The organism is Shewanella psychropiezotolerans (genome assembly GCF_007197555.1).
GTDB lineage: Bacteria > Pseudomonadota > Gammaproteobacteria > Enterobacterales > Shewanellaceae > Shewanella > Shewanella psychropiezotolerans.
This window is the reverse complement of record NZ_CP041614.1, coordinates 3083563-3108529: the sequence shown is the minus strand read 5'-3', so window position 1 is coordinate 3108529 and position 24967 is coordinate 3083563. Positions and strand designations below refer to the sequence as shown.

The 24967-nt window shown below is 45.0% G+C and carries 21 protein-coding genes and 2 pseudogenes; 8 read left to right on the top strand and 15 right to left on the bottom strand.

Annotation, left to right across the window (positions count from 1 at the left end; all coding sequences use genetic code 11):
* Positions 1-2: 2 nt before the first annotated feature.
* From FM037_RS13765 to aroA, 8 genes and pseudogenes are all read right to left on the bottom strand, one after another.
* A pseudogene (locus FM037_RS13765) lies at positions 3-817 on the bottom strand (SDR family oxidoreductase).
* 59 nt (positions 818-876) lie between these two features.
* On the bottom strand, positions 877-1572 hold the full coding sequence (gene pyrF / locus FM037_RS13760; RefSeq protein ID WP_144046470.1) for an orotidine-5'-phosphate decarboxylase: 696 nt from the start codon (positions 1570-1572) through the stop codon (positions 877-879).
* 154 nt (positions 1573-1726) lie between these two features.
* Complete coding sequence (gene lapB / locus FM037_RS13755) at positions 1727-2887, bottom strand: lipopolysaccharide assembly protein LapB (protein ID WP_144046469.1); 1161 nt, start codon at positions 2885-2887, stop codon at positions 1727-1729.
* 1 nt (position 2888) lies between these two features.
* Positions 2889-3179, bottom strand: coding sequence for a LapA family protein (locus FM037_RS13750; protein ID WP_144046468.1), 291 nt, complete (start codon positions 3177-3179; stop codon positions 2889-2891).
* Positions 3180-3301: 122 nt separating this feature from the next.
* Positions 3302-3589, bottom strand: coding sequence for an integration host factor subunit beta (gene ihfB, locus FM037_RS13745; protein ID WP_077751352.1), 288 nt, complete (start codon positions 3587-3589; stop codon positions 3302-3304).
* Between the two features lie 72 nt (positions 3590-3661).
* Positions 3662-5329 (bottom strand): 30S ribosomal protein S1, encoded by a 1668-nt coding sequence (rpsA, locus tag FM037_RS13740; protein WP_144046467.1) that lies wholly within the window; start codon positions 5327-5329, stop codon positions 3662-3664.
* 102 nt (positions 5330-5431) lie between these two features.
* The gene (cmk, locus tag FM037_RS13735; RefSeq protein WP_144046466.1) at positions 5432-6124 is read right to left on the bottom strand and encodes a (d)CMP kinase; all 693 of its coding nucleotides are present in this window, start codon (positions 6122-6124) and stop codon (positions 5432-5434) included.
* A 272-nt stretch (positions 6125-6396) separates the two neighbouring features.
* Positions 6397-7677, bottom strand: coding sequence for a 3-phosphoshikimate 1-carboxyvinyltransferase (gene aroA / locus FM037_RS13730; RefSeq protein ID WP_144046465.1), 1281 nt, complete (start codon positions 7675-7677; stop codon positions 6397-6399).
* 443 nt (positions 7678-8120) lie between these two features.
* Between aroA and FM037_RS13725 the strand changes: the two genes are divergently transcribed.
* Positions 8121-9326, top strand: a complete 1206-nt coding sequence (locus FM037_RS13725; protein ID WP_144046464.1) for an amino acid aminotransferase — start codon at positions 8121-8123, stop codon at positions 9324-9326.
* A 47-nt stretch (positions 9327-9373) separates the two neighbouring features.
* On the opposite strand, the gene serC is transcribed toward FM037_RS13725, so the two are convergent.
* Together serC and gyrA are read right to left on the bottom strand one after the other, a co-directional pair.
* Positions 9374-10468 carry a 3-phosphoserine/phosphohydroxythreonine transaminase gene (gene serC / locus FM037_RS13720; RefSeq protein ID WP_144046463.1) on the bottom strand — a complete coding sequence of 365 codons (1095 nt, stop codon included), beginning with the start codon at positions 10466-10468 and terminating at the stop codon, positions 9374-9376.
* Between the two features lie 154 nt (positions 10469-10622).
* Complete coding sequence (gene gyrA / locus FM037_RS13715; RefSeq protein WP_144046462.1) at positions 10623-13346, bottom strand: DNA gyrase subunit A; 2724 nt, start codon at positions 13344-13346, stop codon at positions 10623-10625.
* A gap of 306 nt (positions 13347-13652) precedes the next feature.
* On the opposite strand from gyrA, the gene ubiG reads away from it, so the two are divergent.
* The 5 genes from ubiG (at position 13653) to yfaE (ending at position 19346) form a co-directional block, all read left to right on the top strand.
* The gene (gene ubiG / locus FM037_RS13710) at positions 13653-14366 is read left to right on the top strand and encodes a bifunctional 2-polyprenyl-6-hydroxyphenol methylase/3-demethylubiquinol 3-O-methyltransferase UbiG (RefSeq protein WP_144048950.1); all 714 of its coding nucleotides are present in this window, start codon (positions 13653-13655) and stop codon (positions 14364-14366) included.
* Positions 14366-15046 (top strand): HAD family hydrolase, encoded by a 681-nt coding sequence (locus FM037_RS13705; protein WP_144046461.1) that lies wholly within the window; start codon positions 14366-14368, stop codon positions 15044-15046. Before ubiG ends, FM037_RS13705 begins: the two co-directional genes overlap by 1 nt.
* 425 nt (positions 15047-15471) lie before the next feature.
* Positions 15472-17760: a class 1a ribonucleoside-diphosphate reductase subunit alpha gene (nrdA, locus tag FM037_RS13700; protein WP_144046460.1), complete on the top strand. Its 2289-nt coding sequence runs from the start codon at positions 15472-15474 to the stop codon at positions 17758-17760.
* Positions 17761-17872: 112 nt separating this feature from the next.
* Positions 17873-19003 carry a class Ia ribonucleoside-diphosphate reductase subunit beta gene (gene nrdB, locus FM037_RS13695; RefSeq protein ID WP_144046459.1) on the top strand — a complete coding sequence of 377 codons (1131 nt, stop codon included), beginning with the start codon at positions 17873-17875 and terminating at the stop codon, positions 19001-19003.
* Positions 18972-19346 (top strand): class I ribonucleotide reductase maintenance protein YfaE, encoded by a 375-nt coding sequence (gene yfaE, locus FM037_RS13690; RefSeq protein WP_144046458.1) that lies wholly within the window; start codon positions 18972-18974, stop codon positions 19344-19346. The genes nrdB and yfaE overlap by 32 nt, the downstream gene beginning before the upstream one ends.
* A gap of 387 nt (positions 19347-19733) precedes the next feature.
* Here the strand turns inward: yfaE and FM037_RS13685 are convergent, their stop codons facing one another.
* Positions 19734-19976: a HEPN domain-containing protein gene (locus FM037_RS13685; RefSeq protein WP_144046457.1), complete on the bottom strand. Its 243-nt coding sequence runs from the start codon at positions 19974-19976 to the stop codon at positions 19734-19736.
* Positions 19977-20196: 220 nt separating this feature from the next.
* A complete protein-coding gene (locus FM037_RS13680; RefSeq protein WP_144046456.1) occupies positions 20197-21351 on the bottom strand; it encodes an esterase/lipase family protein in 1155 nt (384 codons plus the stop codon).
* Positions 21352-21701: 350 nt separating this feature from the next.
* Here FM037_RS13680 and FM037_RS13675 point away from each other — a divergent pair, with 350 nt between their 5' ends.
* Complete coding sequence (locus FM037_RS13675) at positions 21702-22013, top strand: hypothetical protein (protein ID WP_144046455.1); 312 nt, start codon at positions 21702-21704, stop codon at positions 22011-22013.
* A 142-nt stretch (positions 22014-22155) separates the two neighbouring features.
* Positions 22156-22569 (top strand): annotated as a pseudogene (locus tag FM037_RS13670) (transposase); the annotation flags it as partial.
* A 350-nt stretch (positions 22570-22919) separates the two neighbouring features.
* On the opposite strand, the gene FM037_RS13665 reads toward FM037_RS13670, so the two are convergent.
* The 3 genes from FM037_RS13665 to FM037_RS13660 form a co-directional block, all read right to left on the bottom strand.
* On the bottom strand, positions 22920-23621 hold the full coding sequence (locus FM037_RS13665) for a 4'-phosphopantetheinyl transferase family protein (RefSeq protein WP_144046453.1): 702 nt from the start codon (positions 23619-23621) through the stop codon (positions 22920-22922).
* A gap of 66 nt (positions 23622-23687) precedes the next feature.
* Complete coding sequence (locus FM037_RS28825; RefSeq protein WP_221937508.1) at positions 23688-23942, bottom strand: hypothetical protein; 255 nt, start codon at positions 23940-23942, stop codon at positions 23688-23690.
* A 131-nt stretch (positions 23943-24073) separates the two neighbouring features.
* Positions 24074-24919 carry an MFS transporter gene (locus FM037_RS13660; protein ID WP_221937507.1) on the bottom strand — a complete coding sequence of 282 codons (846 nt, stop codon included), beginning with the start codon at positions 24917-24919 and terminating at the stop codon, positions 24074-24076.
* Positions 24920-24967 lie beyond the last annotated feature (48 nt).

Below are 24967 nucleotides of genomic sequence, written 5' to 3'. Positions count from 1 at the left end.
ACTCATTCTTTAGACCGTTTGGCCGCTAGCAGAGCCAACTCAGCCATCGCCATAGATGCGCCGCCAAGTGACCAACCGCCATCTATGGGCAGTACGACACCTGTGATATAAGAGGCCATTGGAGATGCCAAGAATAAGGCGCCATTAGCAATATCTTGCCCTATGCCGTTTCTCTTTAAAGGCACGCTCTTAGCCACACGCGCTTGTAACTCTTCACTGGGAGCTAATCGATTAAAGCCCTCAGTACCACTGATGGGGCCCGGGACGATTGAGTTTATTCGGATCCCTTCACAGCCCCACTCCAACGCCAGATTCTTAGTCAACATGTCTACGCCAGCCTTTGCCGCGCCCACATGTGCCTGCATGGGCATGGCGATAAATGCCTGGGGCGCCGAGATCTGAATGATACAGCCCCTGGTCTGGTCATCAAAGGGTAAGCTTGCTTAAGCACCTGAAAGCTGCCCAGCAGATCTATGTCCATCACCGACTTAAAGCCATTTTCACTCAGTAAGGCAGCGGGAGCCGGAAAGTTACCGGCGGCGCCACTGACTAAGACATCGATTTGAGTAAAATGGACTTTAAACTGAGAGAAACCAGCCTTGAGACCTTCAAGGTCTCGTACGTCGAAACTCGCCCCCATATGGGTGCCATTGGGATTGGTTTCACGCAATAATTTAACTGCGGCATTGACCTTTTCGGCGCTGCGACTGGCAACCGCCACATTGGCGCCTGCCAGAGCAAATGCGGTCGCTATGTCTAAGTTAATGCCACTGGTGCCACCCACAACAACGACATTTTTATCTTGATAATTAAACATAGCAACTACCTCATTGAAATGAAGCTAGAAGACACCCATGACTCTAGTTTCAAATATACTTAGCTTAATGACTCATGAATCGCCTTCAATGCGGCCAATGGATCCCCTGCTTTAGTGATAGGTCTTCCTATCACTAAATAGTCAGAACCGGCTTCAATCGCTTCTGGTGGCGTCATAACTCTGTGTTGATCGCCCTTATCGGCACCAACGGGACGAATACCCGGCGTACACAGCTTAAATTCTTTACCTAACTTAGATTTTAGCACTTGTGCTTCATGTGCAGAGCAAACAACACCATCGAGTCCCGCTTGTTTTGTCAAAGTGGCTAAACGCTGTACATGCTCGAACGCTGGGACATCTATGCCGATAAGCTTAAGATCTTCATCACTCATGGAGGTTAGTACAGTAACGGCGATCAGCATGGGTGCTTTATCGCCAAACGGTTCAAGCGCTTTCTTAGCCGCCTGCATCATGGCGAGACCGCCGCTGGCATGGACGTTGGTCATCCACACTCCTAGCTCGGCTGCGGCGGTGACGGCCTTGGCTACGGTATTAGGGATATCGTGGAATTTAAGATCCAGGAACACCTCGAAATCACGTTCATGGAGCGCCTTGATAAATTCGGGTCCAAAAAGAGTAAACATCTCCTTGCCCACTTTGAGACGGCACATACTAGGATCTAATTGATCGACCAGTTGCAAAGCAGCATGCTTATCATCAAAATCCAGGGCGACTAAAATCGACTTATTACTCATTTTTTCTCCATTTGCTTTGCGGTATACGCAATCAGTATCTTATTTACTGACTGATAGAAATATTTGGCGGTTCTGTTGATTCACTCTAAGCGTGTTAACTCATAGACCTAGTCTAGCGCCAGTAACATCAAAATGGGGGGCGAGAGTTCATGTTTTACTCGCCATCTAAACCGCGAATTCGTTTGATCTTGCCCCAACTTTTACAGGATGGACAATGCCAATAGAGCCGATGTGAAGGAAAGCCACATCCGCTGCATCGGTATCCGGGACGGAACCTGATCTGCTGCTCCACCAGTTTTTCCAACATGGTCAAACTTTCTTTAGCTTGTCCGTCTTCGGCTTGCTGTACATGCATCTTCATCAGATGCTGGAAGCTTTTCATCGTCGGGTGACGATATAATCCGTCCAGAACAAGCTGCTCCGCCTCTTGAGCCTCACCTTGTTCAATCATATTTTGCGCTAAGGTGATGGCGACGCTCGCACCAGCCCCGTTTTGTAATGCTTGGCGAAGCAGGTCGCTGTAGCCGGTAAGATCATGACTGTCATAGAATACCTGACGAGCAATCGACAGCGCATCGGGGAAAAGCTCAATATCGGCGTCGAGTAACTTAGCCAGCAGTGCTTTGCACTTGCCATACTCATTTGAATCAAGATACTTCTCCGCCAAAGTGAGTAAGGCCCGACCACAATCTGAGTCTTGTTTTAACGCGGCCTGAAGCAGTTTTAACTGCGGGGCGACGTCAGTCTGTTCATTGGCCAGTTCACAATAAAAATGGGCCGTATTGTGCTTGAGGCTTTGCTGTCTTTTTCGTTTTAAGCTCTTGATGATATTGATGGCTTTTTGCCAATCTTTGGTGACCTGGTAGATATCGATCAGATGGGTTTCGGCATCTTCACTGTGATCGTCTTGCTTCACCAAATTAATGAATATCTCTTCGGCTCGATCATAAAACCCTGCGGCGAGATAATCCTTACCCAGTTCCATCATGGCAATGTCGCGCTGCTCAGTGGTGAGACTGGGTCTAGCAATTAAATTTTGATGGATACGAATTGAGCGGTCGACTTCTCCACGCTTTCTAAATAGAGAGCCAAGAGAGAGATGTGTGTCTATGGTGTCATCATCGACATCCAACATGGTAATAAACAGATCGACGGCTTTGTCTGACTCATTGGACAGGAGAAAATTAAGACCCGTGAAATAATCACGACTCAACTGTTTTCTTTGGCTACTCTGATTATGCCTTACACTGCGCCGTCCCATATACCAGCCATAACCGGCGGCAATTGGAAGCAACAGAAACAGGATCTCTTGCATATTAGGCGTCGACGTCCCGAGCGGGAGTCATCCCTTCTAATCTAGATTCGAGTTGGGTGCATCTCTTTTTGGCATTTCTTAACGCCAATTTGAGTTTAGTCATATGATAAATGGCAAATACCCAGCTGATCATAAAACCGGCCAGAAATACAAAAGCCAGCACTAGGGGTAATCGGAATTCGCCCTGAGCAACAAAATAACTGATAGTTACCATCTGCTCGTTACGCGCACCGAAGATTAATGCAAAGAAGAAAAGTAGTGCTACTAACACTGTGACGATAAATGACCGCACGATACACTCCATATACCCATTTCAATCAACTGATTATCTAAGATATTAACTGAACTAGCTAGGATTTAGTTCATTTCAGGCATAAAAAAGCCTCCATTCGGAGGCTTTTAAAACAATGTCATTTATGCGTTGATCGCATCGACACGTTCGCGCAGTTCTTTGCCTGGCTTAAAATGCGGAACATACTTGCCATCCAATTCGACTGATGTTCCAGTCTTAGGATTGCGACCAGTACGTGGCGCACGGAAATGAAGAGAAAAGCTACCAAAGCCACGGATCTCGATACGATCTCCGCCTTCCAATGTATGAGCCATTTGCTCTAACATCTCTTTGATTGCACTTTCTACCTCTTTAGCCGACAGCTGCGACTGCCTAGTGGCAAGTTTTTCGATCAGTTCGGATTTTGTCATCCTATACCCTCTATTTTCAAGCCAAACACAGTCACCTAACAGGGATGCAAGCACCCCAGAACTTCAGGCGATTTACTTACGAGCCGCTTTGAACGCTTCAGCCATAGCACTGCTCATCACAGCGTCTTCTTGCTTGTTCAAGCTAGCCATTGCTTCTTTCTCTTCAGCTTCATCTTTCGCACGGATAGATAGGCTGATAGTACGGTTCTTACGGTCAACACCCATGAACTTAGATTCAATAGCGTCGCCTACAGAATAAACTGTAGATGCATCTTCGATACGCTCACGAGAGATATCAGATACACGTAGGTAACCTTCAACAGTTTCAGCTAGTTCAACTGTAACGCCTTTAGCGTCAACAGCGATAACTGTACCGTTAACAACCGAACCCTTCTTCTTATCAGCAAGATAAGCATTGAATGGATCGTCTTCAGTCTGCTTAACGCCTAGGCTGATACGCTCACGCTCAGGGTCAACAGAAAGAACTACTGCGTTGATTTCGTCGCCTTTCTTGTAATCAGCAACGGCTTCTTCGCCTGTACCGTTCCAAGAAATGTCAGAAAGATGAACTAGACCGTCTATGCCGCCGTCAAGACCGATGAAGATACCGAAGTCAGTGATTGACTTGATCTTACCAGTAACTTTATCACCCTTGTTAAAGCGCTCTGCGAAGTCATCCCATGGGTTAACTTTACACTGCTTAAGGCCAAGAGAAATACGACGACGCTCTTCATCGATGTCAAGAACCAGAACTTCAACTTCATCACCTAGGTTAACAACCTTAGATGGGTGGATGTTCTTGTTAGTCCAATCCATTTCAGAAACGTGAACAAGACCTTCAACGCCTTCTTCGATTTCAACGAAACAACCGTAGTCAGTTAGGTTAGTAACGCGACCAGTCAAACGTGTGTTTTCTGGGTAGCGCTTGCTGATTTCTAACCATGGATCTTCGCCAAGTTGCTTAAGACCTAGTGAAACACGTGTGCGCTCACGATCATACTTAAGTACTTTAACGTCGATTTCGTCACCAACGTTGACGATTTCAGATGGGTGCTTAACACGCTTCCAAGCCATATCTGTGATATGTAGAAGACCGTCAACACCGCCAAGGTCTACGAATGCACCGTAGTCAGTAAGGTTCTTAACGATACCCTTAATGGCTTGACCTTCTTGTAAGTTCTCAAGAAGAGCATCACGCTCTGCACTGCTTTCAGACTCGATAACAGCACGACGAGAAACAACAACGTTGTTGCGCTTCTGGTCTAACTTGATAACTTTGAATTCTAGATCTTTGTTTTCTAGGTGAGCAGTATCGCGAACAGGGCGAACGTCAACTAGAGAACCTGGTAGGAATGCACGGATACCGTTTAATTCAACAGTGAAACCGCCTTTAACCTTACCATTGATGACACCGATTACAGTTTCAGCATCTTCGTACGCTTTTTCTAGAACAATCCAAGCTTCGTGACGCTTAGCTTTCTCGCGAGACAGTTGAGTCTCACCGAAGCCATCTTCAACAGAGTCAAGCGCAACGTGCACAGTATCACCAACAGAGATTTCAAGTTCGCCTTGAGCGTTCTTGAACTCTTCCGCTGGGATTGGGCTTTCAGATTTTAGACCTGCGTCAACTAGTACAGTACCGTTTTCGATGCGTACAACAACACCTGTTACGATAGAACCAGGACGAAACTCCAAAGTTGCTAGGGATTCTTCAAATAGATCAGCAAAAGATTCAGTCATTTTTAAGTTACTTTCTTTAATAAACCACGGCCCATCCTGGACGTGGAGTCAGTATAATAATCCGCATCATCCATGTTGCGAATGGTTAAACGTCAGTCAAAATTAACTCACGTTCGGTAATTTCGATTCTATGTGTGCCAATGCAAGATTGAGCACATCTTCTATCCCGATACCCGAAGTATCTATGACCAATGCATCATCGGCCGGGACTAAGGGGGCGACACTGCGATTCATATCGCGGTCATCACGCTCTTTAATCTCGGATAAAAGACGGTCGATATTAACATCGAAGCCCTTGTCCTGCAACTGATTATAGCGTCTCTGGGCCCTTTCTTCCGCCGATGCAGTTAAATAAATTTTAGCGGGTGAACCAGGAAAAACCACCGTGCCCATATCACGACCATCGGCAATGAGACCTGGTGCAGTATTAAAGGCGCGTTGACGACGTAATAATGCCTCGCGAACGCGTGGAAATGCGGCGACTATAGAGGCCGCATTAGAGCACTCTTGGCTGCGTATGTCTGTTGAGACATCTTCGCCTTCGAGTACGACCTTGATACCTTGAGTTTCACTGCCGGTAATGAACTGCACATCCAAGTGCGCGGCAAGTAAAGTAAGAGACTCTTCGTTATCGAGTTGAACATTATGATGAATAGCGGCTAAGGCTAAAACCCGATAAATCGCACCACTGTCCAGTAGGTTCCAGCCCAAACGCCCGGCTAACAACTGGCTAATCGTACCTTTACCCGCACCGCTAGGGCCGTCAATAGTGACAACAGGAGCCCGTTCTGACATAAATTTCTCCACAGTAAAATCTATCTTCCCTAAGATTTTTAAATGAGTGTTTCCAGTGACCCACACGCTAATCCGTACGCTGCATATGTTAATACGCACACTGAAAATTAAGCGCGCGCATTATAAACCATATAAAAAAATAAAGCGGTAAATATTTCAATAAGCCGATTCAGTTTGAACACAGGAACTGGATTAAGGCGGCATCTTAGGCATGAGTTTAAAAAAATGGGCCTGATGGCCCATTCTTTTTCATAGTGATTATAACACCCGTTTTACTGAGCTAAGGCAGCAAACTGCTTAAAATAATCGGGGAATGTCTTCGATGTACAATCTGGATCATTAATGGTGATGCCACAATCGGCAAACGCTAGCATGGAAAAACACATGGCCATTCTGTGATCGTTATAAGTATCGATTTCCGCCGTATGTGGCTTGCTCGGTGGTGTGATAGAAATATAATCACGGCCTTCATCCACGATGGCGCCCACTTTTCTCAGTTCGGTGGCCATGGCGGCTAAGCGATCGGTTTCCTTGATGCGCCAGTTATAAATATTGCGAATGGTGGTGGTCCCGGTCGCAAACAAGGCGGCAGTGGCTATCGTCATGGCTGCATCCGGAATGTGGTTCATGTCGAGATCCACGCCATTTAGCTTTGCCACGCGGGAGATGATGTAATCATCTCCCCATTCGATATCGGCGCCCATCTTCTCCAACACATCGGCAAATTTCACATCGCCTTGAATACTCAGGCGCCCTACACCAGTGACTTTGACTTCGCCACCTTTTATGGCGCCAGCGGCTAGGAAGTAAGACGCCGAAGAGGCATCCCCTTCGACTAATACTTTACCCGGTGACACATAAGTCTGGCCCGCTTTTATCTCGAAGCGCTGATAAGCATGATTTATCACCTCGACACCAAATTGTGCCATCAAGGCTATGGTGATGTCGATATAAGGCTTAGAGACCAGCTCACCCTTGATCTTGATATTAACCTCACCTTTTGCCAGCGGCGCTACCATAAGGAGTGCGGTCAAAAACTGACTGGATAAATCCCCTGCTATCTCAACATCGCCGGCGTTTAGTCCGGTCGCCTTGATCGTTAACGGAGGGAAACCTTCATTCTTGAGATAAGTCACCGATGCGCCGAGTTGACGCAATGCATCAACCAAGTCTCCGATAGGACGCTCTTCCATGCGTGGCTCACCGGTTAAGGTAAACTCACCCTGGCCTAAGGTCAATGCCGCACAAAGGGGTCGCATTGCCGTGCCGGCATTGCCGAGAAACAGCGTCTGCACCTGATCTGCATTGAGTGGCGCCCCGATCCCTTCGAGTTCACAGACGGTATTATTGTCACAGAGTCGATAGTTCACACCCAATTGCTTGAGTGATGCCAACATATAGCGAATATCATCAGAATCTAACAAGTTAGTCAGTGTCGTGGTGCCCTTGGCTAGCGTGGCTAGTAATAGTGCACGGTTAGAGATACTTTTAGAGCCAGGGATATTGATAGTGCCCTGGACCTTGCTTATTGGCTCGAGACGTAGCTGCTTCATTAAAATACTTCTTTATCATCGCGGGACAAACAAACCGCTGGTTAACATTAGATGTTCATGGCAAACAGACTGTAAGGTTTACGACTGGCACCATCACGACAAAATGGTGTTCTGCTTAACCGGTGTTTGAACTTCGTAGTACTAAATTTACTGATTAAACGGCAGTATTCAACACTTATTTATGTTTTTAGCCTGTTTCAAGGTGATTTTCTTTCAAAGTGACAATTTTCTAACATCATTTGCATCAATACACTGCTAAAACTAGGCTTTATCTGTTTTCCATGGCGAGACAACTAAGCGAAGTGGCAATGAATCATGCCAGATAATTACTTTGGTGATTTAGTCCTATTCACTATTACTCGGTCTGTGTTTTACGTTACTCTAAACTTAATGAGTAAAAGGTAGATTACGCCAACAAATCTAATAAAAGGGTAAATAAGCTTATGTTCGACACTCTCACCGCTATGCCTGCTGATCCGATCCTCGGCTTGATGACTAAATACAAACAAGACACCCGCGCCAACAAGATAGATCTTGGCGTCGGTGTGTACAAAGATGAGGTGGGTCATACCCCTATCTTAAACTGTGTTAAAAAAGCCGAACAACACCGTATCGATACCGAGGAAACTAAAGTTTACATCGGCCCCACTGGCTCGGCTCAATTTAATAGCCTGCTGGGCGAGCTCGCCTTCGGCAGGGACAATCCAGCCTTGTTAGCCGATCGTATCCGCACCGTGTCTACGCCGGGTGGAACGGGCGCATTAAGAGTCGCTGCAGAGTTTATTAAACGTGCCAGTTCAGCGACAAAATCACAAATAGCGGTGATCTGGGTCAGCGATCCAACCTGGGCCAACCATACAGGTCTGTTCGAAGCCGCCGGCATCCAAGTCAAAACCTACCCTTATTACGATTACGACAACAAGAGCCTTAAATTCGATGAGATGAAGGCGGCCCTGTCTCAGGTTGGTCCTGACGATGTGGTCTTACTCCATGCATGCTGTCATAACCCCAGCGGCATGGATCTCAATGAAGCCCAATGGGATCAAATCATTGAGATAACCCAGCAACAAGGCTTCACTCCGCTTATCGATATGGCCTATCAAGGTTTTGGTGTGGGCGTGGATGAAGATGCCTATGGCGTACGTAAGATGGCTGCATCGGTAGATAACATGATTCTGTGTAGCTCATGTTCTAAAAACTTCGGCCTGTACCGCGAGCGTATCGGTGCCTGTTCAATCGTAGGAAGAGATACTGCCAGCGTGAATGTAGCCTTCTCTGTGCTGCTTTATGTTGTGCGTTGCATCTACTCTATGCCACCAGCCCATGGCGCTGCCATAGTCGAAACTATCCTAGGTTCGGATGAATTAAAGCAGCAATGGTTACATGAGCTAAAAATGATGCGAGACCGTATCAATGGCAATCGCATCATGCTGGTAGACAAGTTAATCGAGAAGGGAGTTAAGCGTGACTTTGGCTTTATCGCTCAGCAAAAAGGCATGTTCTCATTCTTAGGGGTGAACCCACAGCAAGTAGAACGCCTGCAGCAGGAACACAGCATCTACATGGTAGATTCTAGCCGTATCAGCATCGCAGGGATCGGACTGGCGAACGTTGATTACTTAGCGGAATCGATAGCAAAAGTGCTATAGAAGTAAGAAAGAACAAGTTCCTAGGTTCTAGGAACTTGTTTCGAATCTTAGGCCTTATGCTTGTCTGCAAAATCCTTCATAAACTCAACTAACGCCTCTACCCCTTCGATTGGCATGGCATTATAGATACTCGCGCGCATGCCGCCCACGCTCCTGTGACCTTTCAGCGCCACAAGTTTTGCTGCGGTGGCTTGATTAAGAAACTCAGCGTTGAGCGCTTCATTGGCCAGGTAAAATGTCACATTCATCACCGAGCGATTTTTGACGCTAACCTTACTGGTATAGAAGTCACAGCTGTCGATAAAATCATAAAGCAGCGACGCTTTGTCCAGATTAATTTTGGCCATGGCCGATACGCCACCACTGACTTTAAGCCAGGCGAAGACTTCGGCAGCCAGATACCAGGCAAAGGTCGGCGGCGTGTTGTACATGGAGCCGTGTTTCACCGCTAAACGATAATCCATGATTGAAGACTGAGGCAGGCTTGGCAGCTCTAGCATGTCATCACGGACGATAACGATACTCAGACCCGAAGGTCCAATATTCTTCTGAGCACCCGCATAGATCAAGGCATACTTGCTGATATCTATCTCTCTGGACATGATATTCGATGACATATCGGCAATAATTGGCCAAGGAGACTTAAGTTCATCAAATATTTCGATACCATCGACAGTCTCGTTAGGGCAGTAATGCAGATAACGATAATCTTGATTTATCTTGGTGAGCTCTGGTAAGGCTATTTGATTAATTCCGTTAGTATTTTGCACGATATTTATGCTATCTATCTGAGCATCACTGGTGAGTTTCTTGGCTTCTGCAACTGCAGATTGAGACCAACTACCTGAGACCAGATAGAGGGCTTTACCCTGCTGCCCAAGAAAATTATTCACCACAGCAGAAAACTGACCTCGGCCGCCACCATGCATAAACAGCACATGGTAATTAGAAGGGATCGACATCAGTTCACGCAAATCGATTTCCGCTTGCTCGGTCAAAGCAATAAACTCTTTACTGCGATGACTTATCTCCATCACCGAAGTCCCTAGGCCATTCCAATCCAATAACTCAGATTGCGCCTTTTGCATTACGGCTTGGGGTAACATTGCAGGACCTGCACAGAAATTGTATGTCACGCTCACGTCTCTATCCTCTCATCGTTAGTTATAAATTAGTCTGCCATAGGGCTAAAGACTTTACCCATAATATTTTTATATTTGGAATTATCTTTTCTGTTTTATCGCTGCCTAAAACAAAACGAGCGTCCAATTGGACGCTCGTTTTAGAGATTAATGCTTATTCGGCAGGTTCTGCCTCAGCCTCGGGCTCATCATCACCTTTCGGCTCTTCGCCTTCGACGACTTGACCAGCTTCGACGTTATCACCCTCTTGGATGATAGGATTGCCCTCTTCATCGAGCTCGACTTCATCCTCCTGGATTTCATCGATACGCTGAAGACCAACAACCTTCTCCCCTTCGGCGGTACGAATTATCGTCACACCTTGAGTATTACGGCCAATAGTGGAAACACCAGTTGCAGGGGTACGTACTAAGGTACCTCTATCACTGATAAGCATGATCTCATCATTTTCGCCAACTTGAACGGCGCCTACTACGGGACCATTTCGCTCGCTGACCTTGATAGAAACAACACCCTTAGTCGCACGGCTCTTAGCCGGATACTCATCGAGTGCAGTACGCTTACCGTATCCATTTTCGGTAACGGTCAAGATAGCCCCCTCTTCTTTGGGCACAATCAGTGAAACCACTTTCTGACCGTCTTCTAAACGAATACCACGAACACCGGTAGCGGTACGCCCCATAGGACGCAGTGCAACAAGCTCTTCGTTGGTTTCCGGGTCAAGTTTGACCAGGCCAGTTTCAGAGTCTCTCATCATCTCGTTGAAACGAACCACTTTACCCGCATCGGAGAACAACATGATGTCATTCTTGCCATCGGTAATATCGACGCCAATGAGCTGATCGCCATCTTTAAGATTTACCGCGATGATGCCATTAGCACGTGGATTGCTGTATGCCGTGAGTGCAGTCTTCTTCACTGTGCCGTGTGATGTCGCCATGATGATGTATTTATCATCGGCATATTCACGCACAGGAAGGATAGCCGTAATGTGCTCACCTTCAGAAAGAGGCAATAAGTTAACGATTGGACGACCACGAGCCTGACGGCTAGCGAGCGGCAACTGATACACTTTAAGCCAATAGAGCTTACCAAAATCAGAGAAACACAGAATCGTATCGTGGGTGTTGGCGACAAGTAGCTTCTCGACGAAGTCTTCATCTTTCACTTTTGCCGCTGACTTACCTTTACCGCCACGGCGCTGGGCCTGGTAATCGGTCAATGGCTGATACTTGGCATAGCCTAAGTGAGATAAGGTCACTACTACATCTTCTTCGTTGATAAGATCTTCCAGACTCATATCAACTTCGTTAGCATTGATGACGGTGCGGCGCTCATCACCGAAGTTTTCAAGTATTTCGTTTAACTCTTCCTTGATCACTTCCAACAAACGTTCAGGGCTGCGCAAGATATAAAGTAAAGCCGCAATGACCTCAATCAGCTCTTCATACTCGGCTAATATCTTCTCATGCTCTAGACCGGTTAGCTTATGTAAGCGTAAGTCTAAGATAGCCTGTGCTTGTTGCTCAGTAAGATAGTAGCGATCATCACGAATACCATACTCAGGCTCTAACCATTCAGGTCGCGCCGCATCATCGCCGGCTTTCTCAAGCATGGCTTTAACATGACCTAACTCCCAACCTTGAGCAACCAGCTTAACTTTGGCCTCAGCAGGCGTCGGTGACGCCTTGATCATCGCAATGATAGGATCTATGTTGGCCAGCGCAATTGCGAGAGATTCTAAGATGTGGGCACGGTCGCGCGCTTTACGCAGTTCAAATACGGTACGGCGAGTCACCACTTCACGGCGGTGTAAGATAAAGCACTCTAGCATCTCTTTTAGATTAAACAGTTTTGGCTGACCATTGGTCAAGGCCACCATGTTTATCCCAAATGAGCATTGCATCTGAGTCTGAGCATAAAGATTGTTAAGTACAACCTCACCCACCTCTCCACGCTTAATCTCGACAACGATGCGCATGCCATCCTTATCAGATTCATCACGCAGACCTGTGATGCCTTCAATTTTCTTATCTTTAACCAATTCGGCTATCTTCTCGATAAGACGCGCTTTGTTAACCTGATAAGGAATTTCGTGGACGATAATACGCTCACGGCCATTATCTTCTACTTGTACTTCAGCCTTGGCTCGCATGATTGCGCGTCCGCGGCCCGTCTTGTAGGCATCGATGATCCCTTTGCGACCATTGATAATGGCGGCAGTGGGAAAATCTGGGCCTGGAATGTATTCCATTAACTGTTCGATGGACAGTGCAGGCTCTTCGATTAGCGCCAAACAGCCTTTAATCACTTCAGTGATGTTGTGTGGCGGGATATTGGTCGCCATACCAACGGCAATACCTGAAGAGCCGTTAATCAAGAGTGTCGGTATGCGGGTAGGCATGACTGCCGGAATAAACTCAGTACCATCATAGTTAGGCACAAAGTCGACGGTTTCTTTCTCAAGATCCGCCAATAGCTGATGGGCTAACTTATCCATACGGATTTCGGTATAACGCATCGCCGCTGCCGCATCACCATCGACAGAACCGAAGTTACCTTGGCCATCGATTAAGGTATAGCGCATGGAGAAAGGCTGTGCCATACGAACGATAGTGTCATAAACCGCAGTATCACCGTGGGGGTGGTACTTACCGATAACGTCACCGACAACACGTGCCGATTTCTTATAAGGTTTGTTCCAATCGTTTTTAAGTTCACTCATCGCGAAGAGTACGCGGCGATGAACAGGCTTAAGACCGTCACGAACATCCGGTAGTGCACGGCCCACGATCACGCTCATGGCGTAATCTAGATATGAATTTTTTAATTCGTCTTCAATATTAATTGGTGTTATAGATGAAGCCAGATCAGTCATAAACTGCTCGATCCCTTGAAATTGTGCTTACCTGTTACCAGCCAAAATAGCGCAGTAAAAGTCTCAGCCTGAAAACGTGATTTGGCATTCTAACACAGTTATTTTCTGTCACCAGACTCTATTCAACTTTAGCGATAAATATCTGTTCAGCTATAGATACTTGACCAAAATCAAACAATGTTCGCTAATCAATCAATTGGTTAAATATTCGTTGATTTCTTATTTATAGCGGCTTTGAATCTGACATTCTATCGGTATAATGGCGGCATTAATAATCCCTATTGAGGTGATATAGTGGAGCAAGCAATTAAACCTGAGATAAATGTCGATCCGGCCGAGATCGCAAAATTCGAAAAAATGGCAGCTACCTGGTGGGATCCAGAAGGCGAATTTAAACCATTACACAAGCTAAACCCGCTTCGACTCAACTATATCGATCAAACCTGTGGTGGTCTGTTTGGTAAGCGAGTCCTGGATGTCGGTTGTGGCGGTGGTATCTTATCTGAGAGCATGGCCCGCATTGGCGCCAAGGTGAATGGCTTAGACATGGGCACCGAGCCTCTGGATGTTGCCAGACTGCACGCCATAGAAACTGGCGTTGAGCTTGACTATATACAAGACACAGCCGAATCTCACCGGGAAACAAATCTTGCTACCTATGATGTGATCACCTGTATGGAGATGCTCGAACACGTACCAGACCCTCGTTCAGTGGTTCAAGCCTGTGCCGATATGGTCAAACCCGGCGGTTATGTGTTCTTCTCCACCATCAATCGAAACCTACGTGCTTATATAGAAACCATCTTAGGCGCCGAATACCTGCTGAAGATGTTGCCTGTGGGAACCCATGACCATAAGAAGTTTATCAAGCCATCGGAGTTAATTTCACTCGCCGAGCATGCCGAGCTGTTCTGTGAAGATGCAACAGGGATCACCTATAACCCGCTAACGGAAACCTTCACTTATACCAAAAGTGTCGATGTGAACTACATGATCGCCACACGTAAGAGTGAAGATTAATGACAACACATCTCGATGAGGCTAGCAACGTCAGAGTAAAAGCTGTGTTATTCGATCTTGACGGTACGCTTGCCGATACCGCACCAGACTTGGTGGCGGCGCTGAATATGAGCCTAGCCGAGTTAGGTTACCCTCAAGTTAGCCTCGAAGAGATGCGCCACATTGCCTCCGATGGCAGTATGGCGCTAGCTAAAGCGGCCTTGCCAGACGTCTCTGAGGAGGTTCACCTTAAGGCGCAGCAGTTACTGCTGAGCTTTTATGCAGAGGTAAACGGTCAATTTTGTCGTTTATTTGCCGGCATAGCTGAGCTGCTCGAGCATTTGGACCATCGAGGGATCCCTTTTGGCATAGTAACTAACAAACCCGCCAGATACACCAGGCCCCTGATTGCAGCCTTAGGTTTGACCCAATCCATGAAAACCGTGATCAGCGGTGACAGCACACTTTACCCTAAACCTCATACCGCTCCCATGCTGCTCGCCTCACAGCAGATAGATCGCAAGAGCCAAGAGATTCTCTACCTTGGGGATGCGAAACGAGATCTGGTCGCGGCGCGGGCATCGGGAATGCTCGGTGGTGTCGCGCTATGGGGCTATATAGGTGAGACAGACACGCCTGAGAATTGGCCAAGCGATTATCATTTCGACTCCCCCCAGGATGTACTTAAATTTCTCAGTTAGCACACAGGCGTTCTTTGCTCATATAAGGTTCACAAGATCTAAAAGATCGCCAATCGATCATGGGATCTTTTCATCTTGTGTCGTCCGCTCAATATTCCATCTCGATGGGATAAAGCCAATGAATTCCGACCTCAAAGGTTAGCCAATACTAACCCTAAATCTTACCCTCAAGTTATCCACAAGATGACCACAGCTTGTTGAAATAATTGGGACTTGCAAAATCACCCAAACGACACTATCTTGTACCTAAGAAATTTAAAAACACTATATCTTGTGTGTGAGTGACAAATAGAGACACAAGTAGTGACTTGTTTATCGTCATGAAAATGACCAATTCAGGGTGTTAAAATTGGTTGTTATACAGGGAATAGTAGGATGAGCTTAACCCCTCATACTCAAAAAATTATTATCAAGGCCTATCTTTAATGAATAGCAATATGAAAGTCACCAAACGTAGTGGCGAGCGCGAGACCATCGACCTAGAGAAAATCCACCGCGTGATCACTTGGGCAGCCAAAGATCTTAAAAATGTTTCGGTATCAGAAGTGGAACTCAGATCACATCTGCAATTTTTCGATGGTATTCCTACCGAAGCTATTCATGAAACGATTATTAAGGCCGCTGCCGATCTCATCTCACCAGAAGCACCAGATTACCAGTTCCTCTCAGCCCGCTTAGCCGTCTTTCATTTAAGAAAGAAAGCATTTGGCCAGTTTGAGCCGCCTAAACTGTATGACCATGTTGTGAAATTGGTTGAGTCAGGTAAATATGACCAACATATACTTGAAGATTACAGCCGCGAAGAACTCTATATCTTAGATGGTTATGTGGATCACTGGCGCGATATGAGTTTTTCCTATGCGGCAGTCAAACAACTGGAAGGTAAGTATCTGGTGCAAAACCGGGTCACTCACGAGATATATGAGAGTGCGCAGTTCCTCTATATCTTAGTCGCCGCCTGTTTGTTCGCTAAATATCCAAGAGATACACGCCTAAGCTACATTAAACGTTTCTATGATGCGGTCTCCACCTTTAAAATCTCACTGCCAACACCGATCATGGCAGGGGTGCGTACCCCTACACGCCAATTTAGCTCATGTGTGTTGATCGAATGTGGCGATAGCCTAGATTCAATCAATGCAACGGCCTCTTCTATCGTTAAATATGTCAGCCAGCGCGCCGGCATAGGTGTGAATGCGGGCCGAATTAGAGCCTTAGGTAGTCCTATCCGCGGCGGTGAGGCATTCCATACCGGTTGTCTGCCTTTCTTTAAATATTTTCAGACCGCTGTTAAATCTTGTTCTCAGGGCGGCGTTCGTGGTGGTGCAGCCACCTTGTTCTACCCTCTCTGGCATCTTGAAGTCGAATCTCTGCTGGTATTGAAGAATAACCGTGGTGTCGAAGATAACCGTGTCCGTCATCTGGATTATGGTGTTCAGCTCAATAAACTCATGTATCAACGCTTGATCAAAGGCGGAATGATCAGTTTATTTAGCCCATCGGATGTACCTGGGCTTTATGATGCATTTTTTGCAGATCAGGACGAATTCGAACGTCTGTATCTTCAATATGAAGCCGATGCCTCTGTGCGCAAAACACAGATTAAGGCGACAGAGCTGTTCTCATTGATGATGCAGGAACGTGCCTCTACCGGCCGTATTTATATTCAAAATGTGGATCATTGTAATACCCACAGTCCTTTTGACAGTAAGGTTGCACCGATCAGACAGTCAAACCTGTGTCTTGAGATTGCACTGCCGACTAAGCCGCTCAACAACATAGATGATCCTGAAGGTGAAATAGCCCTCTGTACCTTGTCTGCTTTAAACTTAGGTGCGATCAAGGATCTATCCGAACTCGAGCCTTTGGCAGACCTGGCAGTGAGAGCCCTGGATAATTTACTTGATTACCAGGATTACCCTATCATCGCAGCACGTAAGTCTTCGATGAATCGTCGTACCTTGGGCATAGGCGTGATTAACTTTGCTAATTACTTGGCGAAGGAAGGTGTACGCTACTCAGATGGCTCGGCTAATAACATCACCCATAAAACATTCGAAGCCATACAGTACTACCTACTCAAGGCTTCGATGAATTTGGCCAAAGAGCAAGGCCCCTGCCCATTATTCCATGAAACGACGTATTCAAAGGGTGTGCTGCCCATCGATACCTATAAGCGTGCTCTGGATAAGATATGTGATGAGCCATTGCATATGGATTGGGAAACACTACGTCAAGACATCGTTAAACATGGACTGCGTAACTCCACCTTATCTGCTCTGATGCCATCAGAAACATCATCGCAGATCTCCAACGCGACTAACGGCATCGAGCCACCGCGTGGACTCATCAGTGTTAAGTCGAGTAAAGATGGCCAGCTAAAGCAAGTGGTGCCGGATTTCGAGAAGTATCAGCATAGCTATGAGCTGCTTTGGCAGATGCCCAATAATGATGGCTACATACAGCTTGTGGGCTTGATGCAGAAATTTGTCGACCAAGCCATCTCGGCAAACACGAACTATGACCCAAGCCGATTCGAAGGTAACAAGGTCCCGATGCAGGTATTATTGAAAGACCTGTTGAATGCCTACAAACTCGGAGTCAAGACGCTCTACTATCACAACACTCGTGATGGCGCTTCGGATCAGCTAGATAGCATTATCAGCATAGAGAAAGAAGACGAAGACTGCGAAGGCGGTGCGTGTAAGATATAGTACCGATTGGTATAACACGTTGCAGTGATTGAGATCTGGATTCATCATATAATGATTGAATCCATAATTAAATTTATTAGGGGCATCATGCCCCTGTATTCTGGAAGAAAACATGGCCTATTCTACATTTTGTCAAACACCTAATAATGCACGTCTTGAACCTATGTTCATGGGGCAGTCGGTTAACGTCGCCCGTTACGACGTACAAAAATATGAAGTGTTTGAAAAGCTGATTGAAAAACAGCTGTCTTTTTTCTGGCGTCCAGAAGAAGTCGATGTCAGTAAAGATAAAATTGATTACGCCGCACTTCCAGATCATGAAAAACATATTTTCATCTCTAATCTGAAATATCAAACCTTACTCGACTCGATTCAGGGCCGCTCGCCTAATGTGGCATTCTTGCCTCTGGTATCGCTACCAGAACTGGAAACCTGGATTGAAACCTGGTCTTTCTCTGAGACCATACATTCTCGTTCTTACACCCATATCATACGTAATATTGTCAACGATCCTTCTATCGTTTTTGATGACATAGTTGAAAATGAAGAGATCTTGAAGCGTGCGACAGATATTGCCCAGTACTATGATGACTTGATTCTACTTACCCAAGCCTTTCACCTTCACGGTGAAGGCACGCACACCATCAACGGTAAAGAGCTGTTAGTCACACAACGTACGATCAAGAAGTCACTCTATCTGTGTATGGTGTCAGTCAACGTGTTAGAAGCGATTCGTTTCTACGTGAGCTTCGCCTGCTCTTTCGCATTCGCCGAGCGTAATGTCATGGAAGGCAACGCTAAGATTATCCGTCTTATCGCCCGTGATGAGGCGCTGCATCTTAACAGCACGCAACATATCCTCAAGATAATGCGCGCCGGTGCTGACGACCCTGAAATGGGTGAGATAGCCAAAGAGTGTGAACAGCAAGCCTATGACATTTTCGTCAAAGCCGCCGAGCAAGAAAAAGAATGGGCCCAATACCTGTTTAAAGACGGCTCTATGATAGGTCTTAACGAAACCATCTTGTGTCAATATGTCGAATACATTACCAATGAGCGTATGAAGTCGGTCAACCTGCCATGTCACTATAAAGAAATCACCAACCCACTACCTTGGATGAAGAACTGGTTAGAGAGTGATGCGGTTCAGGTCGCGCCACAAGAAGTAGAGGTTTCCTCTTACCTTGTGGGCCAAATCGATGCTTCTATCGATGAAAGTGAATTTGAAGACTTTGACCTTTAATAAGATCTTTAAAAAAGCGCCCATCGTCAGTCTCGATGGCCAGCCGGTGCTGCTGTTTAATCAGCAGCACCCTAGCCTCTTGATCGCACTGGAGCAAAAGAAAGTTCAGGTATTCTCAGAGTGCCGCAATGGTTATTGCGGTGCCTGTAAGACCAAAATTATCAGCGGCAGCGTGATCTACCATACCGAGCCCTTAGTCAAACTCAAAGCCGATGAATGTCTGCCCTGTTGTTGTACTCCCGTTAGCGACTTAGATCTTAATCTGTCACCAGAAGGCGCAGATGTCGTGACTCGCTCCGGCATATCAGCCGCTGTGATCATCCGAGAACAAACCAAGACCTAATCTACCAGTCAGTTCTCTTAAGCCAGTAATGTAGGCTTTTTGGACGCGGGTTCGAGCCCCGCCGCCTCCACCAAATACTAAGAAAGGCCAACCACTTCTTATAACAAGAATAGTTGGCCTTTTTTATTGCTTAAATTCAATCTGTTACGCACTGCCCCTCCCCTTATTCAGCGTAAAACTCTTCCAAAATAACCATTTACTCATCGTTTTCATTGGCGAAAAATGACCAAATGGCGGCAAAGTGGCGACAGCGCACAGCCATGGCTTCAAAAGACACGATTCAATGTTACTCCAAATAACTGGCGATCTTGGCTTTACACAGACGTTCTGTGAGCTCTTGCAGATATTCCACCCGCGCACCAAGCCATTCAAGTTCCTCTTTGGTGATCACATAACTGGGTTTATAGCGGGCATTAACATAGCCCTGGCGAAGGAGTTTGAACCGTCGGCGGTCCCCATCGGGAACACGGTGAGAAACTCAGGCTCAATACCAGCCACTCGGCTGCCGAGCTTTTTTAAATCATGGACGTTTGGTTTATAGCGGGTAAACACTAATAAGATAGCACTGTAGAAATGTTCGGTGGCTTGATGTAACAGGAAGGCGGCTTTGTTATATTTTTCTGTACTCACACCGAAACGAAAAAACCAAGAAACTCATTCTTACTCTAAGGAAGATGCCTTCGTTATTGTGTCCTGACAATCTTGGGTGTCTTTGTTATTAGTGATAATTTCATTTTAGTTCAGCTCGAAAAAACATCAATAATTATGGGTGTCTTCGTTATTTTTATTCTTACAACACTTGGGATAAGGACGCGGCTACGCGCGGCCTATCCTATTAGTTAGGCTTGTATTATGTTTTAACTATCAGCTGACTTTCTTGTTTACAAATCCAGCTACATAAATATTTAATGATTTCATTGTTTTCATATAACGAAGAATGTTTCAAGCCTTTATCCACCTCGACGTGGTAGGTAATTTCAGTAAGAGATATAACTTGCTCAGGACTTTTATTTATAAATATCCGTAATAATGCATTTTTTAAAATCCCTTCATACCCAAAGCCAGCAATATGCCCTCGAATAATACTAGGAAAGATACTCCCAACTAAATAATAGATACCAGAAATGACTAACCAACCAAATATAGTCATAAATATGAGTATTTTTGCTTGCACAGATCCAGAACCTATTATAGGCCCTTCAACCCCATATGTTATTAGATACCAAGGAACAACTCCTAGCACAGCTAAAACACCTCCTCCAACCAAAACGTATGGACTATAGCGTAAAAACACATTACCAAATCTTTCAATTATTCTTAGGTGCCTTTCAGCTTCATCTCCATGGACATTTATCGATAAAACAGGTGTAGTTCGTATGTTAGGCAAAGAAATACGTACAACGCTGTCAAGCTGTACTATTTTCATCCAATCAAATAGCCTGCTAACCGGAGTGAATACTTTTTTTGCCAACGATATTGAGTATTCATACTTAGTTATCCAAAAGTATTGAAAGACCAAACTTATAGCATATAGTATCCAAGCCTCATTGAATGCGGCCACAATCATAAATACAATTGGTATGACTATGATAAAAAGCCAAAGCGGTGCAAATAAAACACGCTTTACAATGTCTAGATCTCTTTCGTGGCATCGTATATACGGTGTTGCTAAACAAATAACTCCTGAAATTTTACTTTGCAACACTGAATCTTTGAGTGCGTAAAAAGCTACGTTCCCACCATGACTATGAGCTATAACATATATATTTCCAGAAGTTGGTTCTTGTATAATTTTTTCTAAATGAACATGAAGTTTACGTGCAGCTTTTATCCTTTCGCTATGAGAATTTTTGCCACTCCAATTGAAAGCCTGAAAAGAAACACTTATACCAATATGATCAGTAATTATATTGCGTAGAGTTGAACCTATGTTATTTGACCATGATGCTTCTTGCGCGAAAGTTCCGTGGACCATAACAATAGTGATATTTTCATCCCTATTCATAACCCCCCTAAAAATACAAATTATAATTTATTATATTAGAACATTTAGATTGAAGATGGAGGAAAAAGCCTAACGTCTTAGTATTTGTGCGTTGCGCTGCTTGTTGGACTTGACCGATGCCTAGTCGAAGTTAATTGGTATGCTTTATGCTATAGGAATTTGCTTTTTTTGATGCTGGCTTTGGGCTCTTGTATAACCAAGACACCCATTCTTACTCTAAGGAAGATGGCCTTCGTTATTGTGTCCTGACAATCTTGGGTGTCTTCGTTATTAGTGATAATTTCATCTTAGTTCAGCTTGAAAAGCCATCAATAATTATGAGCAAGAATTATGGGTGTCTTAGTTATTTAATGTACAAGCGCACAAAAAAGTATCAACAGAAAGTTGACCAATCCACCCTGTTTCGAATGCAAAAAGAACACGTTAAGCTTCAAGGCGACGATCTTGAAGCCCCTCAGGCTCTACCACATTTGCGTCGAACGATTGTGATTACTGATTATGATTTTGGCGAACCTATAGTTCATAAAATTGAGCTGATACGATGTGATCGCATAGATTGTTATGACGCCTATGTCGATGGTAAGTTGTGGCGAAAGCGTATCGGTTGGAGTCGCATTCTAAACGGTATAAGAAAAGCCCTGCCACGGCTAAGACAGCTTTAATTTAAGCCTTCAGCATCATTTCACCATACTCAATAATGGCGGCAGAATGGCGGCAAACATTACCACTCACTCCTAGCATGTTACACCACCAAACCTTAACCATCTGAAATTACAGCAGAACAAAGCGATACCAATGGCCTTGATAGGATGGGATTATGTTGGACGTGTTAGAAACCGGACTCACTGCAAAAAAGTAGCAGAAAGCGAGTGGGCTCCAATTAAAAAGCTATACGGTCTAGCTAGTTCACGTGCCAAGACCCTGGGTACTTTTCACATGGGTGACGGTGCTAGAAAAAGCAAAAGCTCTCGTGCTAGCGCAGAGCGGGAAAAAGAGCCATGGTTACTGGCAACATCATTATGTGAGTCCACCGACACAGCTAAGAGAGCCATTAAAATTTATGCGACGAGAATACAGATAGAAGAGAGCTTTAGGGATGTTAAAACGGGTCTAAAGATGAATGATAGCGGCACTAGAATTGCGATGCTGAAGTCGCATTGGCGAGCAGCAATTAGCTCACTGCTAGATTTAGTCAGAGATCCACAAGCATGCTATTAAATTCGTGGGGATCCCTCAGGGTCAGCCCCCCAAAGGTGCAGTGCCTTCGTTTTATAAGAACGACAAAGAGTATTATGATAAGTGTATCTAGAGAGGGGCTTCGTTCAATTGACACATCTAACCATAGGGGAAGGTTCTAGTAACAGCTCCGACAATAACCTTCGGTTCTGTCGCGATGTTGAGCTTTGGTCCATGATTAAGCAAGGACAAATGGACACCACTTAAATGATGACACCATGGGAACCATTTTATTCTTTGGCGGCCTAATTGTATCTGAGAGATCTGGCGCCCTCAAATTATCGCGGCGAGACCTCAGTTTGCGACAGAATCCTTTTTTATGCTCTCCTTCATTAGCCATTAATAAGAGTGAGAATCGTGTCTTTTTCTTGCAGGAAGCGCCCTTTAATTCCCCATCCTTTGGGGTAATCGTTGTTCAGATCGCAAGTCAATGAAATAAAAAATTGTCCCGTATCAATATCAACAGTGTTGACCTGAGCACATTCAAAACCAAAAAAGTATTTCACTTTCGGGTATAACGCTTTGTATAAACTTTCTTTTGCCGAAAAAAGAAGAGTGAGTCCTTGGTTGAATTCAAGCTTACTGTGGGTAATGAGCTCACTTTCACGGGAGTCTATAATTTCAGAAGAGATTTCTCGAGCGACTTCAGTTTCAATCCAGTTTTCTAGATCAACTCCAATAATTTGATGGTGTCGCCTATATGCTGTCACCGCTATTGCTTGTGTACTCGTATGAGTGATGGAGCCAATGATACCAGATGGCCAAATGGGCGCTCTATCGTACGCACTTAGTACTTGATGTGGTTCGTTAGTTAGTTGCTGTAACGCCTGACGAGCAACTAACCTTCCCGCCAAAAATTCTGCACAACGCTTTGGCACCGCGCCCTTTAACTCTGATGGAAACTTGAAGTTATATTGCAGGAAGAGTCGTTCATCATAATTTGAAGCGGCATATGAGGTTTTGCTCCAGGTTGCAAGCTTTAGTTCAAGTAGGGATTTGTTCTCGATTTTCTGGACGAATTCATTGTTTGCCATCACAAACGGTTACCTATATTAACAATATGAATGAAGTTATTTTATAAGCTGGATCGAAACGCTATGCTATTGCAACTTGCGAATAAATAATAAGCTCAGAAACAGAAAAGTGATACAGATAAGTAGTAAGAAATCATTCGCTCTTGGGACGCCAATAAACAGGCTTGCGAGAAACCAAGTAAGCGAATAGGCCTGACCTGATAACGAAATGATTCTTCCCTGTTCTGAACTTGAGGTGTGCTCAGACAATAAAGCCGTATAGACACTGACACTCACATTGAGCAAAATATAGACTACAAATGAAACGATAAATGTAATCATAATATTATCTTCTAAGAGCAGTCTTGATATTTCGAGAATACCAAACACTACAATCCCCACCAGTGAAATGTTAGTGGTTATTTCTAGCGGACTCGATCTGTCCTGGATCCTTTTTTGTATAACGAGAGTATTCAACAGAATCGCCCCCCCATCACGACGTAGAAGAAACCTATCTGATTGGTTGTAAAGTGGCAATACTCTGACAAATAGAGGCTAATGGATTGGATATACAAGCCGATTGCAAACTGAAACACTAAATAGCTGCCGAGGAGATACTTAATCAGCTTTTTGTTTTTTATAGAGAGTAGATAATGATACGACTCTTTAAAAAAAAATAATGGGCTGAAATGGTGGCTCCCCTGAACGACCACATTTTCTTCGAGCGAGGCCTTTGCTTTAAATATGTTCAATAACGTTAATATAAAACCAATGGCAAAAGGAATCACTAGCGATAGTTGCCCATGGGCGATACCAGATGCCCCACCAAGAATAGGACCCACAATAAAGCCTAAAACGGTGGCGAGAGCAGGCCATTTAAAATTGGTCATTTTTCTTTCAATCGTTTTACTCATATCCGCGATCATGGCATAGACAGCGGTATAGGTACCGGCACCAAACCCTGTAATGAAGCGGGCCAGGATAAAAAGTGGGATACTGTCTATCATTATCGCGATGATACTGAGTAAGTAAGAAAGCAGAATAATGCTAAGGCCCGCGATGATCGTCTTCTTTCTCCCCACATGATCAGACAGTGCTCCAAATAAATACTTTCCAAATAAGCTGGCCAATGGAAAAACCGCGAGGGTGATCCCATAGATCACATTCGTATTATGGAAAGCATAACCTTGTAATAAGCCATATTCAGGGTTGAAAAACAGCTCAGGAAGAATGGGTAAAATCAAACCTGAGCCAATCGCATCGATAAAAAGCACCATGCATAGGGAAAACAATTTCGCCTTGTTATTAATGGCTGTCATGACCTACCCGATGGGGTGGGTTGGGGTATTTAAAACGTCCACTATTTC

Bases quoted from the DNA above. Each gene is read 5' to 3' on its own strand.
- FM037_RS13680 (WP_144046456.1), bottom strand. From the start codon at position 21,351: ATGAATAGGGATGAAAATATCACTATTGTTATGGTCCACGGAACTTTC.
- FM037_RS28825 (WP_221937508.1), bottom strand. From the start codon at position 23,942: ATGATTACATTTATCGTTTCATTTGTAGTCTATATTTTGCTCAATGTG.
- FM037_RS13675 (WP_144046455.1), top strand. From the start codon at position 21,702: ATGTACAAGCGCACAAAAAAGTATCAACAGAAAGTTGACCAATCCACC.
- FM037_RS13705 (WP_144046461.1), top strand. From the start codon at position 14,366: ATGACAACACATCTCGATGAGGCTAGCAACGTCAGAGTAAAAGCTGTG.
- pyrF (WP_144046470.1), bottom strand. From the start codon at position 1,572: ATGAGTAATAAGTCGATTTTAGTCGCCCTGGATTTTGATGATAAGCAT.
- lapB (WP_144046469.1), bottom strand. From the start codon at position 2,887: ATGCAAGAGATCCTGTTTCTGTTGCTTCCAATTGCCGCCGGTTATGGC.
- nrdB (WP_144046459.1), top strand. From the start codon at position 17,873: ATGGCCTATTCTACATTTTGTCAAACACCTAATAATGCACGTCTTGAA.
- nrdA (WP_144046460.1), top strand. From the start codon at position 15,472: ATGAATAGCAATATGAAAGTCACCAAACGTAGTGGCGAGCGCGAGACC.
- gyrA (WP_144046462.1), bottom strand. From the start codon at position 13,346: ATGACTGATCTGGCTTCATCTATAACACCAATTAATATTGAAGACGAA.
- FM037_RS13725 (WP_144046464.1), top strand. From the start codon at position 8,121: ATGTTCGACACTCTCACCGCTATGCCTGCTGATCCGATCCTCGGCTTG.
- aroA (WP_144046465.1), bottom strand. From the start codon at position 7,677: ATGAAGCAGCTACGTCTCGAGCCAATAAGCAAGGTCCAGGGCACTATC.
- cmk (WP_144046466.1), bottom strand. From the start codon at position 6,124: ATGTCAGAACGGGCTCCTGTTGTCACTATTGACGGCCCTAGCGGTGCG.
- rpsA (WP_144046467.1), bottom strand. From the start codon at position 5,329: ATGACTGAATCTTTTGCTGATCTATTTGAAGAATCCCTAGCAACTTTG.
- FM037_RS13660 (WP_221937507.1), bottom strand. From the start codon at position 24,919: ATGACAGCCATTAATAACAAGGCGAAATTGTTTTCCCTATGCATGGTG.
- yfaE (WP_144046458.1), top strand. From the start codon at position 18,972: ATGAAAGTGAATTTGAAGACTTTGACCTTTAATAAGATCTTTAAAAAA.
- ihfB (WP_077751352.1), bottom strand. From the start codon at position 3,589: ATGACAAAATCCGAACTGATCGAAAAACTTGCCACTAGGCAGTCGCAG.
- FM037_RS13665 (WP_144046453.1), bottom strand. From the start codon at position 23,621: ATGGCAAACAATGAATTCGTCCAGAAAATCGAGAACAAATCCCTACTT.